At 58.7% G+C, this 16,118-nt stretch carries 11 protein-coding genes; 4 read left to right on the plus strand and 7 right to left on the minus strand.

Annotation, left to right across the window (positions count from 1 at the left end):
* The first annotated feature begins 52 nt into the window (after window positions 1–52).
* The 3 genes from OJ996_RS05530 to OJ996_RS05540 are packed head-to-tail and all read left to right on the plus strand — an operon-like array spanning window position 53 to window position 2,966.
* Window positions 53–1,297 (plus strand): anti-phage protein ZorA-like protein, encoded by a 1,245-nt coding sequence (locus OJ996_RS05530; RefSeq protein WP_264512034.1) that lies wholly within the window; start codon window positions 53–55, stop codon window positions 1,295–1,297.
* 35 nt (window positions 1,298–1,332) lie between these two features.
* Window positions 1,333–2,127, plus strand: coding sequence for an OmpA family protein (locus tag OJ996_RS05535; RefSeq protein ID WP_264512036.1), 795 nt, complete (start codon window positions 1,333–1,335; stop codon window positions 2,125–2,127).
* Complete coding sequence (locus OJ996_RS05540) at window positions 2,124–2,966, plus strand: HNH endonuclease signature motif containing protein (protein ID WP_264512038.1); 843 nt, start codon at window positions 2,124–2,126, stop codon at window positions 2,964–2,966. Before OJ996_RS05535 ends, OJ996_RS05540 begins: the two co-directional genes overlap by 4 nt.
* Window positions 2,967–2,980: 14 nt before the next feature.
* Here OJ996_RS05540 and OJ996_RS05545 read toward each other — a convergent pair whose 3' ends face one another.
* Window positions 2,981–3,568 (minus strand): PIN domain-containing protein, encoded by a 588-nt coding sequence (locus OJ996_RS05545; protein WP_264512040.1) that lies wholly within the window; start codon window positions 3,566–3,568, stop codon window positions 2,981–2,983.
* Between the two features lie 852 nt (window positions 3,569–4,420).
* On the opposite strand from OJ996_RS05545, the gene OJ996_RS05550 reads away from it, so the two are divergent.
* Window positions 4,421–6,202: an ATP-dependent nuclease gene (locus tag OJ996_RS05550; protein WP_264512042.1), complete on the plus strand. Its 1,782-nt coding sequence runs from the start codon at window positions 4,421–4,423 to the stop codon at window positions 6,200–6,202.
* On the opposite strand, the gene OJ996_RS05555 is transcribed toward OJ996_RS05550, so the two are convergent.
* From OJ996_RS05555 to OJ996_RS05580, 6 genes are all read right to left on the minus strand, one after another.
* Window positions 6,199–6,534 (minus strand): hypothetical protein, encoded by a 336-nt coding sequence (locus OJ996_RS05555; protein ID WP_264512044.1) that lies wholly within the window; start codon window positions 6,532–6,534, stop codon window positions 6,199–6,201. The two genes, OJ996_RS05550 and OJ996_RS05555, sit on opposite strands and share 4 nt — an antisense overlap.
* Window positions 6,535–6,668: 134 nt before the next feature.
* Window positions 6,669–8,948, minus strand: coding sequence for a DEAD/DEAH box helicase (locus OJ996_RS05560; RefSeq protein ID WP_264512046.1), 2,280 nt, complete (start codon window positions 8,946–8,948; stop codon window positions 6,669–6,671).
* Window positions 8,949–8,959: 11 nt separating this feature from the next.
* On the minus strand, window positions 8,960–10,294 hold the full coding sequence (locus OJ996_RS05565) for an ATP-binding protein (protein WP_264512048.1): 1,335 nt from the start codon (window positions 10,292–10,294) through the stop codon (window positions 8,960–8,962).
* A gap of 6 nt (window positions 10,295–10,300) precedes the next feature.
* Window positions 10,301–13,879, minus strand: a complete 3,579-nt coding sequence (locus OJ996_RS05570) for a TerB N-terminal domain-containing protein (RefSeq protein ID WP_264512050.1) — start codon at window positions 13,877–13,879, stop codon at window positions 10,301–10,303.
* Window positions 13,880–14,176: 297 nt separating this feature from the next.
* Window positions 14,177–15,019, minus strand: a complete 843-nt coding sequence (locus tag OJ996_RS05575) for an endonuclease/exonuclease/phosphatase family protein (RefSeq protein ID WP_264512052.1) — start codon at window positions 15,017–15,019, stop codon at window positions 14,177–14,179.
* A complete protein-coding gene (locus tag OJ996_RS05580) occupies window positions 15,016–15,561 on the minus strand; it encodes a bZIP transcription factor (protein WP_264512055.1) in 546 nt (181 codons plus the stop codon). The genes OJ996_RS05575 and OJ996_RS05580 overlap by 4 nt, the downstream gene beginning before the upstream one ends.
* Between the last annotated feature and the right edge of the window lie 557 nt (window positions 15,562–16,118).

Genomic DNA, 16,118 nt, shown 5'->3' on the forward strand with positions numbered 1-16,118 from the left:
CCGAAGAGGGAATCTCGGTTTCAGGTCGCAACCTCCCCAGTCACTCCTCCCCATGGACGCAGTTTATAAGGTATGGCAAACCCTGTGGATCCCCCTCAGTTGGCCCTTCACCGTTGCTATCATCATCCTCTGCCTCGCCGACCTGACAACCCACTACGTCAAGGAGGGCCGCCACCATAGGCAATTCACGGGCCTCATGACAGGACTGGGAATCCTGGGAACATTCTTCGGCGTGGTAGTGGGTCTTCAAGATTTTGACACCTCGAACATCGGCCGGAGTATTGGGCCGCTTCTGGAGGGGCTGAAGGTCTCATTTGCCACGTCGGTAGCTGGTATCCTCGCTTCTGTATTCACCGAAGTGGTAGAGCGGGCCTTTCCCGCTAAGCGTGCAAAGCTGGGCGACCCGGTGGCAGACTCCATCAACCAGCACATGCTGGATCTTTCGGAGCTAATCGCCGCGGCAAAGACTGCCAACGAAAGTGTTGCCAACAATGTCGCGGGCCTTCGTACTGAGATGCGGGACGAAGCCCGCGCCGTCCGCCAAGTAATGGAGAGTGCGCTTGAGAAGCTTTCGAAGGGGGCGACCGAGGAGATTATCAAAGCGCTAGAGGATGTGATCCGGGACTTCAACCGCAACCTTACTGAGCAGTTTGGAGAGAATTTCAAGCAACTCAACGAGGCTTGCTTGCAGCTGGTTGTGTGGCAGAAGGACTTCCGAGACTCGGTGATCTCTGCAACCCAAGCCATAGATGCATCGCGATCGGCGATTGTAGCTTGTCGTGAGCAATTCGAGGCCGCCCTTCCAAAACAGCAAGAGTTTCTCGGGGTGGTCGAAAACGTAGGGCTGAGCGTCAAGGCGCTGGCTGCACTCAACGACCGCCTTGCCTCTATTTCAAGCCAGCAGGAATTCGTGATCGAGAAGCTTCACGCAGGCTTGGTTCAGATTCAGGGGGAAGTTACCAAAGCTGGCGAACACGTGAGATCGGAGGCTAGTGCCGTATCAGCCAAGAATCAGGAAATGCTAGGCGCATACGCGCAGTTGTCAGCAAAGGTTGAAGAATCGCGCAGAGGGGTAGAAGCTATGTTGCTTGAACACGCCCGCGGTCACAAGGCGGTGTCGGAGAACATTGATGACGTTGTCCGCAAGCTGGGATCCGGCAACACCGAGCTGCAGGGGCATCTCGGTCAGTCTCTACGCCAGCTTGAAACTGCGCTTACGTCCCTCACCGCGGATTTCGGACGAGCTTACAGGTCCTACCTTGACGGCATGAGGAAGCTCACTGGCGCATCGAACTAATCGGTATGTCGAGGCAAAGCAGCTACCTCAGCAGCGTGTCTGATCTCATGGCAGGTCTGATGATTGTGTTTCTCTTCATAGCGGTCAGCTATATGATCGAGGTTCGCTCTGGGCAGGCAGTGGCAGAGAAGAGAGCCGACGATCTCCAAGTCGCCCTAACCTCCGTGTCAGAAGAACGCCAGCGTTCTGAAGATCTGAACCGCCAGCTCGAAGAGCAAAAGGGCGAACTGCTCCGCACCAACGAGAAGATAAAGGAGATCGCGGCTACCTACTCCGAGATCCAGAATTCCCTCTATACCGACCTTCAGGCGGAGTTTCGTGCGGATCTACCCCGCTGGAATGCCACTTTGGAAAGAGACAACACCATTCGGTTTAATGAACCCGAAGTTCTATTCCAAACCGGTCAAGCCGACATTCGCCCCCGATTCCAGACCATCCTGAAGGACTTCTTTCCGCGCTACCTCAAGATCATTTACAAGGGACAGTTCCGAGACGAGATCGACGAGATCCGAATCGAAGGACATACCAGCTCTGTTTGGAAGGACGCGACGTCGAAGCAGGATCGTTACCTAAAGAACGCGCAGCTGTCGCAGTCTCGCGCCCTACAGGTCTTGGATTTCTGCTTCGGCCTAGATCAATCGACGGACCAACGCGACTTGCTGATTCGGGACCTTCGCGCAAATGGATTGTCGTTCGCTCGTCCGATATTCAATCCACAAGGCAAGGAAGAGGAAGATCGGTCTCAGCGAGTTGAGTTTAGGGTCGTTACCAAGACGCGGGACCGGATCCTCAAGATCCTTGAGGCTGGCGACGAGCAGCCTGAGAAATGAGCAGCTCGCTGACAGACTTTGCGAAGCTGCGTCTCGTCGTGGAGCAGCTTGGTGTCGACTGGGACGAACAGACCCGAGATCGGCTCTCGGTATTGTGGGACGGTGAAATTATCAGCAGCCGAGCGGAACTGATTGTCACGCCAGGCGGTCTTCTCGACATCCTGCCCGACGGCAATGTCATCAGGGTAGTGGTCCATGCTCCACAAGGGCCCTATCAAGGCAGGGGCATTGCCGAAGCGCTCCTGATGGAAGACCCTGTCAGCGGATGGCACAAGATCCATGTGCTGTGGTGCAAGACCGTTGATCAATGGCAGAAGAGGCTTCGAAAGACTAACCGCAACGACGGCAAGTTTACCTATCCTCTTTTTTGGCGTGACGGCCGGGAGTTTCGTCCTGAGCTGCGCGACGGAGGCAGGCCCCTGCACCTCTGCCGAGTCTGCGCCAAAATGCTTTCAGCGATTGGAGTGGTCGCCGAACCGAGCCGCTTTGATGTTCGCGAGTTCCTTGCCTCGCACACTGTTGGCGGGCTCTTCCGTGGCGTCTCGACAACCTCGGATTTTGACCTGGTTCCGAATGTCTACAGCGCCGCCTGGCCCCAGATCAGTGCCAGCTTCAAGTCGCTCAGGGGGTGGACCTGCGAACGTTGCTACCGGAACCTATCAGATCACAAGCATTTGCTTCACGCGCATCACCGGGACCATCACAAGGCAAATAACAGTATCTTCAACCTCCAAGCCCTTTGCATCCGCTGCCACTACCTGATGCATCCGGAGAACGCAGCTTTTGGGGCTTCGGCCGATCTGGCCCAGTTCGAAGCGTTGTTTCCAGGATGGTCTTGATAGGCCACGTGGGATCATCTGGCGGTGCTGTAGGTGACCTGGTCTTTCTCCCCGATCGTAAGGACCTTGGCGTGAACTAGCCGGTCGACGAGGTATTGAAGTTCTTCGTCGTCGAGAGTCCGCGCGAAGAGAGCCTGAAGAGCGTTCTCCAGGGCTTTGCGCTTCCCGGGTCTAGCCGAATTGACGGAACGGAAGTGAGATACAACGTAAGAAGCCCGCTCGCTTCGGTTCATGAATAGCGGAATCTCAGCAAGGGACGCTCTCCTAGAAGCATGGATCTTCCGGCTCTTTAGGTGGAGTAGAAGGGCGTCATAGCCTCCATCCTTGGCAATGATGTGGAAGTAGCCGCTCGGATCCTGTTCGGCTCGGCGGCCGATTTCGTAGGCGAGGATGAAGTCCAGGGCGTTCTTCCCCTGGACGGGAGTTTCGATAATCTCGATCCGCTCGGCGTGATCCCGAATGAGCCGGACCACTGGTAACGGAACCGACTTCTGATTCGGGCCGAATAGGATGGTGAGGTAGGCGGGCTTTCCTCCGATGCGATCAAACTCCTCTTCGCGGACGTTCTCCCGGTCTATAAAAATGTAGTTCTTCCGGACCACACTTGTTTATCTAACACTGGTGGATTCTGGTCAATTCGAGAGAGGGGGAAGGCTACCACGGCCCCTTTCACTAGACTACTTCTCTCGCGGCCTCCGAGAGCCCTTCTTGCCTGTTACGGCCCAGGCGGCGACCTGAGACCCTTCTCCTTCGTCGGAAGCGCTCGGAGAGACCACCGAAAGCAAAGGAAACCTCTACGACAACAGAACCGAGCCAGCGGCAGCCTCGGTCGAGAACCCCGGCCTGGGCGAAGAAGGGGGGCGAGCGCTGCCTCTCCGTCGCTCCGCGCCCCTGATATACCCAAGTGGCAAAGTTACGGAAGCCTCGCGGGAGGAGGTGGAGAAGCCTCTGGAGGTTACGAACGCACAGGTGTGCTTCGTAGGGGTTGCCTCCGCACCAAAGCGGCCGGAGACGAGCCTTGCTTCAGGCCAAGGGGGGTGGAATTGGCAACGGGGTGTTTGATGCGAGGACCCGGGCATGAAATGGCGACACGCTGGTGAGGAAAGTGCTCCTGGAATGTCCGGAGACCACTAACTCGGTGCGGCAGGAATACACGACTCTCGCAGTAACCGTGATCATCCGGATCGAATTCACCGGGAATACTTCGCGGATGCACGTAGATAACATAGCGGTGGTTTCTCCTGAGACAGCAAGAGCGTGCTTGGCGGGGTTCGAATGGAGATCCCTGCTGGCATGAGGAAGCGGGAGAAATGAAACGGCGAAGGGTCCTCGACCGACTTCACAAGCGGTGGGAAGCCTAGGCTCAAGGATATTTCAAGAGATTCCTGAAGATAAGCCTGATCTTGACGTAGTATCTGCCTAGAACAGTCTACGCGTCAACCCAGCATCCTCCCATGCCCGCCAAAAAAGCAGCGAAGAAGGCAGCCAAGAAAGCCGCAGCCCAACCCGAGGTGATAGAGACCCGGGAAAACCGTGCCCGGCTACACAAGCTAGTCATCAGGAACTTCCGTTGTATCGGAAGTAGGCCTGTTGAGATCGAACTTGACGACATCGTGATTCTCGTTGGTGCGAACAATGCGGGAAAGTCCTCCATTCTCAGGGCCTATGAGGTGATCATGTCGGCCGGCAAGGCGGAGCTTGCCATAGACGATTTCCCAGGACGCCGGATTGACGAAGCCAATCTTCCGGAGATCGAGCTCCACACATACGTTACGGTCAATGCACCCGGAGAAGAATGGGTCGACGAAACAGGTCTAGTGAAGGAGCGTTGGGTTTGGGAGCAGCCGGGGAAAGGCGAGAGGGTCGGATTCCTTCACGCACAGAATCGTTGGGCTAACAACAATGATCCCGAGAGAGGACCGTGGGGGGTCGTGGCAAGCTCCCGCCGTCCTCAGGTGCATAGTGTGGGGGCTTTCGCATCCCCGAAAGATAGCGCGTCCGAGATCATCGCATTGCTTGAACAGATCGTTAAGGATCGGCTAGCAGCGGAACAGGCTGTTGCCCGTGATGACCAACAGCCTAATGCCTACCAGAAGCTCCTCGCTTCAATAGGTGAATTGCAACGGCGCGTTGCCACGGAAACGAGGGACAGTATTGCCGCCGTCGAGGCGGAGTTTTCGGAGCAGATCGCGAAAGTGTTCCCTGGATACGTCGTGGAGTTCGATGCTCAGCCCGAGACCGCTCTGGAGAAAGCACTCACGTTCTTCAAAGCGGGCTCCCAGCTTCTTATCGGGCCCTCTGATGGCCACAAATCCGGGATCGAGCGACAAGGAGGCGGGGCTTGCCGCACGCTTCTGTGGACGGCGCTTAGACTGCTAAAGGACCGGAAATCGAGGACCGGATCCCCCCAAGTGCTCCTACTCGATGAGCCGGAGATTTGTCTCCACCCGAACGCGGTTCGGGGCGCACGCGACCTTCTCTACGACCTTCCAGCGCGGACGGGAAACTGGCAGGTGATGGTGACTACCCATTCACCGTGCTTCATTGATTTTGAGAAGCCCCACACCAAGATTGCCCGCGTGTTTCGCGGAGAAGACGGGCAAGTTTACGGAACCACGATTTTCCGACCGCAAGCGGACCAGTTCACACCGGATGAGAAGGAGGCATTAAAGCTCTCAAATCTGTGCGATCCTTACTTGGCCGAGTTCTTTTTTGGAGGCCGGACAATCTTGGTAGAGGGCGATACTGAACACGCCGCATTCAACTACGTCATGTCGGCTTTCCCCGAGGAGTTCCGGAACTTGCATGTTGTCCGAGCGAGAGGAAAGGCTGCCATCTCGGGCCTCGCAAAAATCCTCAACCAGTTTGGTAAACCATACGCCGTCTTACACGACAGCGATCGCCCTACCTGCAAGCGGAGGGACGGCACAACAATGGCCAATGGGGCGTGGACCTACAACCAGACGATTCGTGACACTATAAGTGCCGCGCCCGACGGTGTTGCAGTCCGTCTATTCGCATCGGTGCCCAACTTTGAGGAGGCATACCTGGATTATGTCTCCAAGGGAGAAAAGCCCTTCAGCGCGGTAGCCCGGCTGAGAACGGACCAAGTATCTCTCCGTCGGGTGAAGGATTTGTTGGCAGCTCTGTCAAGCGACGCAGCAGCCCCTACCGGCGCGCTAGAGTGGACCGACCTTGATCAGCTGGCGGCAGCCCTTCCGGCCGAGCCGGGCTAGAGGCTTGCCTTCAGCTTTTGAAACCGAGCTTCGAAAGCATCCAGTTCCTTCCGCTTAGCTGCGATAACCCCATCGAGCTTCGACAGCTCCGCCAGGACTCCGCTTCGCCCGCCAGCCGCGGACTTAGCTCCCTTGCGGCCGTTGCCCACTGAAGCTCCGCCGCTGCTCTTTACCCATGCGGAGATCGTGAGGGCACTTGTTCCAAACTTCTTTACCGCGGCGGTCACTCCTCCGCGGCCGTTCGCTTCGTTGTGAGAATTCACGAAGTCGACAACGGATTGCTTTTCTTCAGCAGTGTACCGTTTCCCTTTGGTTGTTTTCTTGGCGGCCATGAGGTGAGTCTGTCGCCCCTTTCTGTAATTATACAAGTAAGCGTTTCCGATTGGCAACCGGGCTGGAGGCAAAAGACTTCAATGCTATTGGCTGGGGTTAAGGGTCGGGTGTCCTCGAATCTTTGGCAGCGGGATCAGCGCCTTAGGATAGCGGTTGCGGCTTCGGCTGCGTCATCAATCGAAATCGTCCGGAGGGCGTTCGATGCGTCCAGCAAGTCAGCAGGAACGAACTCATCAAACTTGTCGCAGTGTCGGGTCTTCAGCACAGCCGCGAGCGAGATCGAATCAAACATCCGTTCCGCCACTCGGGTGAGATGTACTTCCAGCGCATCACTATCGGCGTGGTAGAGGATGCTGAGGGCACCGGCCTCGAACTCGATCCCGTCTTGCTCGGCGCAAAGTTTGAGCGCTTTCATTCCATTCGTTCCGGTCCAGGGAAAGGCCAGGCAGTTGCCTCCGATGTTGAGCCATGGCTTGCTGAAGATGCCTGCTTTCGTGGCGTAGTTCCGGGCAGCCTCCAGAAGCTTCGCAGCGTCCTGGTGCAGGTAAGGTGGGTACTGGTCCCCGGACAACACGTCCCGCATCTTCCCGACGATCCTCGCGTGGATGGACCCACCGCTACCGAGGAACACCGGCTTCTTTCGGCCCTTTGCAGGAGAGACCTCCACGGTCATCGAACGGGCGTCGATCAGCTCCACCTTCCACCTTCGCCCGTTTAGAAGAAGATGTTCACCCTCGGGCGGAACCGATTCAATGGGCAGCTTGCCCAACGCGTCCTGATTATAGCGGATCAGGTAGTCGGCGCTCCCAGCGAAAGCCGCATAGAAATCCTTCCCATGCGTTACAGCCTCACCGGCCGGAGCGAGGATCAACTCGCCAGTTGGGATCTGCTCGATCAGTTGTTCGGCTGACAAGCTACGGAGAACCGATCCGAGCTGGCGCACGCTGATCGTCGGGAATGCGCCTTTGGTGACGAGCGTCTCATGTATCCGTTCAGCCGAAGTTCCTCCGGTTTGGCGGAGCAGACTCAGGATCTGGTGAATGAACGTGCTGAAGTGGAACGGATCGTTGTCGAAGGGCTCCAGCCATCGCTCCAGCATCAGCTCGACCAAGGCAATCGAGCGAAGCAACTGGGGGCAAAGCAGATCCTCGATCTTGGAATCCGGCCCTGGAGGTGAGTCCAGGGCGTAGAGGCGGAGAATCGAGGATTCGCCCTCGCGCCGTCCGGAACGCCCCAGACGTTGGACCAAGGACGCCACGCTCCAAGGCGGTGAGAGCTGGCCGACGGAATGAACGCTGCCGATATCAATACCCATTTCCAAGGTGCTCGTGCAGAACACCGAGAGCGGCTCCTTGCTCTTCAAGCGTTGTTCAACATCCTCGCGGACGTCCTTCGATAGCGATCCGTGGTGAAGAAGGAATGGGTTTCTTGGCCAATGCTGCTCGCCTGCGATCTGGTTCAGTTCGTCCGCCAACATTTCGGCGAGCCCCCGGCTGTTGGTGAAGATCAAGTTGGCCTTGCTTCGAAAGACCGATGCCAAATCGAGGGCGAGGTTCCGGAGTGCCGTCATTTCATCGACGTCCGTTCCGGACTGCTGCCATTGGGCAACTCCTTCGGTGATCGCCATCAGATCCCGGTGCGCTTCCAAAGCTGTTGTCGCCAGACGAGGCGAGGGCTTGGAGTCGTTGTCCTCCATTGGTTCGGACGAACTCGGGCGAGGGAATGCACGCACGCCGATTCGGATCGACCTGGTAGCTTCCTCATCGGCAATCACCTTTACCCGCTCCGGCTCACCGCGATCGAGGAAGCGTTTGGCAGAATCGAAGTCGGCGAGGGTCGCCGAAAGCCCTAGGAGCCGTGGAGTCTTCCCGATCACCAGGGACAAGCGTGCAAGGAGGCTCTTAAGGTGAACGCCACGCACGTCCGCAACGAACGAGTGAAGTTCGTCGATCACCACGTGTTCCAGTCCTCCGAAGATCCGGGGGATCTGGTTGCCGTAATTGATGAAGGCTGATTCAAGGGACTCGGGTGTGATGAGTAGCACTCCGCCCGGGGACTCCCGGAACTGCTTCTTGGCCGTGCCAGTCACATCGCCGTGCCAGCGATGAACGGGAATGTCCGCATGGCGGCACAAATCCTCCAACCGAATGAACTGATCGTTGATCAAGGCCTTCAGGGGGCCGACATACATGGCACGAACGGAACCTTCCGGCACCCCCGCAATCGCGGAAAGGACCGGAAGGAATGCCGCCTCCGTCTTGCCCGAAGCCGTGGATGCGGAGAGGATCAGTGGTGCATCAGAAGTGAAGAAGGCGTTGATCGCCTCAACCTGAAGCGTCCGAAGCTCTTTCCAGCGCATGTCCCAGAGCGCCCGCTGGATTCCGGGATGCAAACGTTCGAACGCGCTGCTCATTCTGGTCCGGGCTAGAGCTTGAAGCTGGCGAGGTCGTCGTCTTCCTCGCTCGTGGCGGCTGGGTTTACGGCAATCTCCTCCTCAACCGACATCGGGGACGCTGGCTTGCTGAGGATTCCGTCGAGTCCAAGGATGTCGTTCCAAGTCTTGCCGGGATTCTGTTCAATCAAGTTCAAGAGCCCGACGAACGAACGGATTACGTCACGAGGTGTCCGGAAGAAGTCGGCCCCGAGGGTGTCGTTCGCCTTGTGGAGCAGCGCCGCAATGCCTTCGTCCGGGACCAGGCGAGCAGCCTGATCACCACTGGCGTGAACGACCGAAATGTTCCTCAGGAGGACGAACAGGTCCTCAGGCGAAAGCGCCTGGAGGCGGACAACAGGGCCGGACAGGTCCACGAGTCCGCCAGTGGCGAGCTGGTTCTCGGCGAGGCGCGAGCGGAGCGCCTCATAGGAGAAGAGGCCTCGGCGGCGGTCTTCGAGGCTCTCGTCGGTGCCGGCAAATACGAAGCCCACTCCCTGGGCACTTCCTTGCACCGCGTCATTGAGGATTGTCAGGATTGCCTCGAAGTTTGCGACTCGTGAGCGGGAACTGGGGAGCCGGTGGCTGAGGACGACCAGTTCGTCGAACAGCACGAGCATGCCATCGAACCCGGCCTTGCGGCAGAACCCGGCCATCAGCTTCAGGCTGTCGTAGAAGGTGTCGTCATCAATGATGCGCCTCACACCGAGATCCTGACGGGCCTCGGTCTTGGTCTGATATTCTCCCCGAAGCCACCGGAGGGCCGCGGCCTTCTCGGCTTCGTTGCCATTGACCGTGCCCCTGTAGTAGGCGCGAAGGACTTGAGCGAACTCGAATCCCCCGACGTATTCCTGAAGATCGCGGAGATCCTCGGTGATCCGTGCCTCGACATCCGCAGTGTCACCTCCGGATCCCACAATCTCTTGCTGGAGACCGCTGATCCATTTTGTGCAGACCGAAGCGAGAGCGCCGCCTTCGGGTTTCGCGCGGGTTGCCATGTTTCGCATCAGCTCCGAGTAGAGGGATCGGGCTTCTCCTCCCGTGGCCTGAAGCCGGCGTTCCATCGTGAAGTCCGCCTGGACGATCACGAGATTCTGCTGGAGCGCAACGTGCCGGACGAGGTTGAGGAAGAAACTCTTCCCGCTACCAAATCGTCCGACCACCAATCGGAACGACGAGCCCCCGTCGCGGATTCTGGAAATGTCCTGCAGAAGGGCCTCGGTCTCCGACTTGCGTCCGACTTGGATGAGGTGCAACCCCTGCCGTGGGACGAGTCCGGCCTGGAGAGATTGAAGAACGGAGTCTCGTTCGCGTCGCTTGATCTGCATGGTCGTTCAGTTGGTGGGAAGTAGTTCGCGTTGAATCGTTGCCTGGCCGTCTTCCGCCACTTCGAGCAGGAAGTCCCCGAGTGCCTCGTCGGACCACGCGTTGATTCCGTCGGCAAGGTCGTCGGCCATCAGATGATGTTTCGCGGCAATCGCGCTCAAATCGACGGGATGGCCGTTGGCGGCAGCGATGATCTCCAGAAGCGCAGGCTGGTAGCGGGATTCCAGTGCCTCCATCCATTCCGGTACCGATGATGGTACAGACGCTGGCGACTCGACGGCGACGGGAACCGGGTCTTCGTGGGATTCCTCCGCCAAGGCTTTCGACAGGATCGAAACAACCTCTGCTGTCTCGGCTGTCAGCGCCGCGATCCGATTCATGTCGAGGGAGAAGCCCGGTGAAGTGTCCTGTGCCCGCTGCGGAATGGCTTCGCCGCCGGTTCGGGTCTTCCCGCGTGAAACGGTCACCGTCTGGAAGGTCGAGTCTTCGGACAACACGTCGTCGAGTGCTTCGTCTCCGAGCTGGAATGCCTTGGCGATCCGGCGTAGCAACCGGTTCTCGTCACTCGATAGCACCTCGTCGGAACAGGCGATGTGAACGAGTAGCTTGAAGACCGGCATTCGCTCGCCCTGATGAACGGATTTTGCGATCCGTTGGAGCTGCTTGGTCGCAACATGCGTGTCTCGCGTAAGCGCCGCTTCCGTAGCCATCACTTGGACGCGGGCGTATCCGTCGTTGATGCCGGACGCCCGGTGGAAGACCTCAAGCTCCGTTTCGTCCACGACTCCGTCGGCAGAGGCCACTAGCACCGCAAGATAGAGGAGCCGAAGAAGTCCTCCGAGGTCGTTTGAGGCTTGGCTGCTTTCCTGGCATGCGGCAAGAGCCACTTCCTGGCCCCAAGCAAGCGGCAGGTTCAGAATCTGCGGATGGGGAGCCATCGTGTAGCCCAAGCTTTCGACTAGCGATGCAAGGTCCTCGCTCTGACCCTGGGTCAGGGTCGCGCGCTCTCCAATACCTAGCAAACCGGCCAGGACCGCAACCGGCATGAAACGAACGCCGTTGGCTTCCGGACAAGCTTGCAGGGCTTCCGCGAAAATCTCGGCCAGCGGGTGTGCATGGTCCCTGCGGATCTCGGCGGGTAGCGCCAGGTGGGCTTTCAGCCTGTCCTGATTCGAAACCGAAGCGGATGAAAGCTTCGCAACGGCTCGCGAATAACCCGAGAGGTCTTCAATGCACTGGTTCCAGATTGCGGACAGGTCCTTGAACTGGCTTTTGATCCCCATCACGCCCGGCACCTTGAGCATCTTCGCGGCATTCGTGCTAAGCGTGATGTTGCCTGTCTGATACTGGACGGTTTGATCGCGCTTCGATGCCTTGAGCACCAGGCCTTCGGGGTGGAGGGCTTCGAATCGTTTCCTGAACATTCCCTTGAACGCGTCGCCCGTGCGCTCGGTCACCACGCTCCGCCTCGAATCTTCGAGGTTCATCGCAACCAGATGCCCGATTGCCCAATCAATCGGTTTACCCATCCTGTAATGGTTGGCGAGTGTGAGGGTGAGAGCCAGTTCGCTGATCCGCCGACCCTGCAAGTCCAGGAGAGTCTGGCTGACGTTCGAATATCCAGCCGGTCCCTGCGAGTAGGAGGTGAAATGGAGGAAGTCTCCAAAGTATGAAACCAGCGAACGGCTTTTGCGGGTGAGCCCGTAAATCCGCAGCAACTCGAAAACCTCGAACCACAAGGCGGGGTCGAAGTCGCCTTCGGCCAGCATTCTTCGCTCGATCCCGTAGAAGAACAGGAACAGGTAGCCTGTTGGAAGGTGCTCCGGGTTCGCGTCCCGCCGACCCCGGGCAAGCCAGTCGAGGTAGAACGCTCGTTGTGATGGTGTGAGCGTCGAATAGCTGGGATAGTAGGAGAGATCCTCGCGGTCAGATGGTCGGTGATCCACGCTTGCGGTCCTGCAAATCGCTGAAGGCTCGCTGCCCCAACCAAGTGCCGTGTCCGTAATGTAGACCATTCCTTGTAGGGTTCGCCCGGAGACCTGAACCGGTGTCCCGGGAATGACCCATTGCATCCGCTCGCCCTTTGGTGGACGTGCAGACGAAACAACGTCCGGTCGCCGTGGCGGAGGCTCCGGAGTAGGCGTCGGAGCCGGTTTCGGCTGAAGTGGAGGCGGGGTGACGGCCGGCGGCGGCTGAGGAAGGCGAGCCTCAGCCGGAGGCGGCTTTGGCATCCAGAGTGGCGTGAAGACTTCGTCTCTCCCGTACAACTCGGCTGTCGGCTCTGGTGGTGGAGGTGGAGGTGGAGCTTTCGGAACCGGAGGAGGGCTTGCTGGAACGGGAGGCGGAGAGACGAAACCTTGCGCAAAGCGCTGTTCCATCGGTGAGCGTTCCGGATGCGCGGCAGCAGGAGCCGGTTGAGCAGCCTTCGCGCTCGGATTTCGAGTCGGAGTCGCCGCGCCATTGTTCGGCCCACTCTGTCGGGCGACCCTGCCGAACGACTGGATCGCTTCAGAGAATGAAATCCCAGTGCCGCATTGGGAGGTTTGGATGATTTCGTTCAGGCCGGACGAGCTGCTGAAATGGATCTCATCATAGAGGCAGATTGGAAGCTGCGTTTTGTTGGCGAACCGTTTGTCCGGCGTGCCGTTCTTGTTCACGTAACGCCACGTGTGATCGACAATGCGGGCGTCGCGTGGGGGCGTGGTGTCTTCGATGAAACGCGTCTGTTTCACTTGAACGTTGATGGCGTCGTAACCGACTGCTCCGATTCGTCCCTCGTCATAGACCAGCAAGCGGTCCGGGAAAAAGTAGAGGGTTTGCCTACCCACATCGATGGCGATGGTCTCGATGTTGGTTTTCAGGAAATCAGGCAACTTGGCCTTGATCGTGGTGTCCTTACGGCTGACGAGGCTCGATGCACCGGCGTGGTAACGCCCGTCGTGAACCTTACCTGAAGCCGAGATGTGCCAGCATGCCGAACACTTCGAAAGGATGGATGCGGCCCGGTGAAGATCTCCGTAAGCCTGTTCCAAGGCAGGGTCGAAGTCGTATAGTAGGACAACCGTCTTTCTCAGCACGTCGCGCCTGTAAGCCCAAATGACGGCAGCAATTGAAAGCAGGAACCAAAGGAATGAAAAGACGGGTGAAATGCCCCCGACCATCATGGCAAGCAGCAACACCGTGCAGCCGATCCCGACCCCCGGCCACCACCGGGCGAGAGCCTTCTTGGTGTTCAGTTCTTCGAGCAGTTCCGCCGAGGAACTGTGCACCATTTGCGAAACGTCCGCAGATTCGATCTCGGCAATCCGCACCGGCGGAATCTCGGGTGGCATGCCGCCTCCTGGTCCGGGGACCGGACGGGGAATTGCTCCTCCCGATCCCGATAGCCCGTTGGTTCCCTTGGGGCGTCCCCCGAGAGGAAGGGTTTTCCGGTAGTAGATCCCGCCAGCGCCCATGTGGACGTAGTTACCACGGGGACCGGTTCCGATGCGGAAGCCCTTGAAACCGGTTGAAACGCCGATGCCTGACTTCGAGACGTTGAACCTTATCGGGCCAACCTTGACGCTTTTCCTGAGGTAGAAACTCATGCCGGGGAGGGAAGAGTTTGGATTATCCGCCGTGCTGGTAGCAACGGCCGTTGGCGGAAGTGGTCATCCGCTGGCATCTGTTACCTTTCTTGGTGTAAGCAGAGCACTGTACGGAGGTGCGGCTGTAGCTGGAGCGAGCCGAGTAAGACGAGCCAGACGTGCTGCCGGTCGAAGAAGACGAATCCGAGGTGCGGCCGGAACTGAAATCAATTGGTTTTTGTGGCGCACAGGACGGCAGCAGGGCGAGAAGGCCCAAGCAGGCGATTGCTAAGTAGCGAGGCATGTTAGGGAGGGTGATTACAGTGAGATTTCGATCCCGGCCGGTAGATGGTCCGAACCTTTCGAAGATTTCACCGATGATAGTGGCTTTCCGAGCCCCTTCGTCCAGAAGTAGTCGAAGCAGGCGGCGGGATATCGCCCCTTGGCAGGGCAGGTGATCCGGTTCTGGTGCTCGATGCACTCGAAGCTCCAGTAGAAGCCGGCTTTCCGGAGGAAGCTGAACGTCCGCTCGCTAGGTGACTGGGCGGCTGGCGTGTCCGGATCATCGGTGTTGAAATCACCGCCAACTACCATTGCGTCGGGCTTCACCACGCGCCCGTCCTTGGATTCAGTATGGGCGATCAGTTGCTCAATCGCGTCCTCGCGCTTGGACGTGTTCTCGGGTGGGTTGCCGAGGTTGGATTTGAGGTGAAGGCAATAGACCCCGAGCCGCTTCTGGCCGATCAGGAACGACGCGAAGGCGTAGCCGCGAGGAGCGCCAGCCCAGCCTCGTTGCCAAGGCTCCGACCAAGCCGCATCCGCGGGAATCTTCGCTGCTATCGCAAGCTGCTGGCCGGACAAGAAGTTGCCCTGCATGAACCGCGAGACCACAGCGACCTTCCATTCCTTCCCGAGCGGCTGAAGCGTCTCTTCCAGCGCTGCCTGCGAGCCGACCTCCTGAAGCAGCAGGATGTCCGGGTTGAGCTTCCGGATCTCTTCTCGGACCAGTTCGATGTGCTTGGTCTGCTCGTCTTTCGGCGCACCCATCCGACCGCCCGAGAACCACTGGAGGTTCCAGGTCACGACCCGGAGCGTCTGGGCTGGCTCCGCCATCAGCGGGCAGGCCCAACCGAGCAGGGCGAATAACAGGAGCGTCCTCATCCGCCGCAGACCTTACACGCCACGCCGTCGGATGCCGAGCCTGATCGCCCCTTGCTGGTAGCGTAGAACCTACACCGAGCATTATGGCGTTTGCCGGTCGAGCTGATCCAGTAGCCGCCCGCCTGTGCCGGCTGGCTCGGGGTGACCTTGTTCGTTCCCCCGCCGGTCAGGGGCTGGACCTGGGTTGGTGTAGGGGTGGGTAGGGGCTGGCGGCGAAGTTGTGCGTTCTCGGCCCGGAGCCGTTCCACGAGAGCCTCCAGCTCGGCGACCCGCTTCTCTAGCTGGGCGACATTCGCATCGGCCGAGATCCCGAGCTTCTTGCGGGAATCCTCGGTCAGCTTGGCAACCGGGACCCGGATCACCCCGTAGTCGGTGATTAGGCTGAGTTCCCCGCCCTTCACGCCGCTCACCGTGCCAGTGATCGAGTCGCCACTGACCAGCGAAAGCTTCACCGGCTCGCGCTTAGCCTCGGCGGGTTGCTGGGCGGCGAGTGGACAGAGCGCCGCCAGAGCAGCGGCAAGGAGGAGGGGGAGGTGTTTCACCTCGCGAGATTACGTCATCGCGTGCGCCAGTTTCAAGGAATCTCATGGACGGGGCTAACCGATCTCAATAGACTTCTGCCGATGAAGTCCCTCCTCATTTTTGCTTCAGTTGTGGTGATTGGAACCGCTGGATTCGGAATTCAGCGAGCTACCGCTTCGTCCAGCGGGTCATGCTGCGGTGACGCCGAATCGGCAGCTTGCTCGGGTGCTACACCCTGCAAGGTGTGCACCAATTGCAGCCGGTGTGGACACTGCAAGTCCGGTGGCAAGTGCGGGACCTGCAAGTGAGACCTCAGAGCAGCCCCCCATGCGCTACCGCAGACCAAGTCTGAATTCGCTTCTCGGAATCACGAAAGCGAAGAGGCGGATCAAACGAGATCTCGGCATTTACGAGGTAACAAAGATCCTCAATGCACCCAAGAATGCAAAGACGCGCCTCAAACGGAAGGCCGGTTACTACTCTGAGCCGATGAAGCTGTTTCGCTTCATCATGCGACTCTTCAAGTAATCAAAGGCCTCGGCGAAACTGAACACTTTCCACAACCCCACAATCGCCC

This window comes from Luteolibacter rhizosphaerae (assembly GCF_025950095.1).
In the GTDB taxonomy this organism is placed as follows: Bacteria; Verrucomicrobiota; Verrucomicrobiia; order Verrucomicrobiales; family Akkermansiaceae; genus Haloferula; species Haloferula rhizosphaerae.

Excerpts from the sequence above, each read along its gene's own strand:
- OJ996_RS05530 (WP_264512034.1), top strand. The coding sequence starts at position 53 with ATGGACGCAGTTTATAAGGTATGGCAAACCCTGTGGATCCCCCTCAGT.
- OJ996_RS05540 (WP_264512038.1), top strand. The coding sequence starts at position 2,124 with ATGAGCAGCTCGCTGACAGACTTTGCGAAGCTGCGTCTCGTCGTGGAG.
- OJ996_RS05550 (WP_264512042.1), top strand. The coding sequence starts at position 4,421 with ATGCCCGCCAAAAAAGCAGCGAAGAAGGCAGCCAAGAAAGCCGCAGCC.
- OJ996_RS05555 (WP_264512044.1), bottom strand. The coding sequence starts at position 6,534 with ATGGCCGCCAAGAAAACAACCAAAGGGAAACGGTACACTGCTGAAGAA.
- OJ996_RS05560 (WP_264512046.1), bottom strand. The coding sequence starts at position 8,948 with ATGAGCAGCGCGTTCGAACGTTTGCATCCCGGAATCCAGCGGGCGCTC.
- OJ996_RS05565 (WP_264512048.1), bottom strand. The coding sequence starts at position 10,294 with ATGCAGATCAAGCGACGCGAACGAGACTCCGTTCTTCAATCTCTCCAG.
- OJ996_RS05570 (WP_264512050.1), bottom strand. The coding sequence starts at position 13,879 with ATGAGTTTCTACCTCAGGAAAAGCGTCAAGGTTGGCCCGATAAGGTTC.
- OJ996_RS05575 (WP_264512052.1), bottom strand. The coding sequence starts at position 15,019 with ATGAGGACGCTCCTGTTATTCGCCCTGCTCGGTTGGGCCTGCCCGCTG.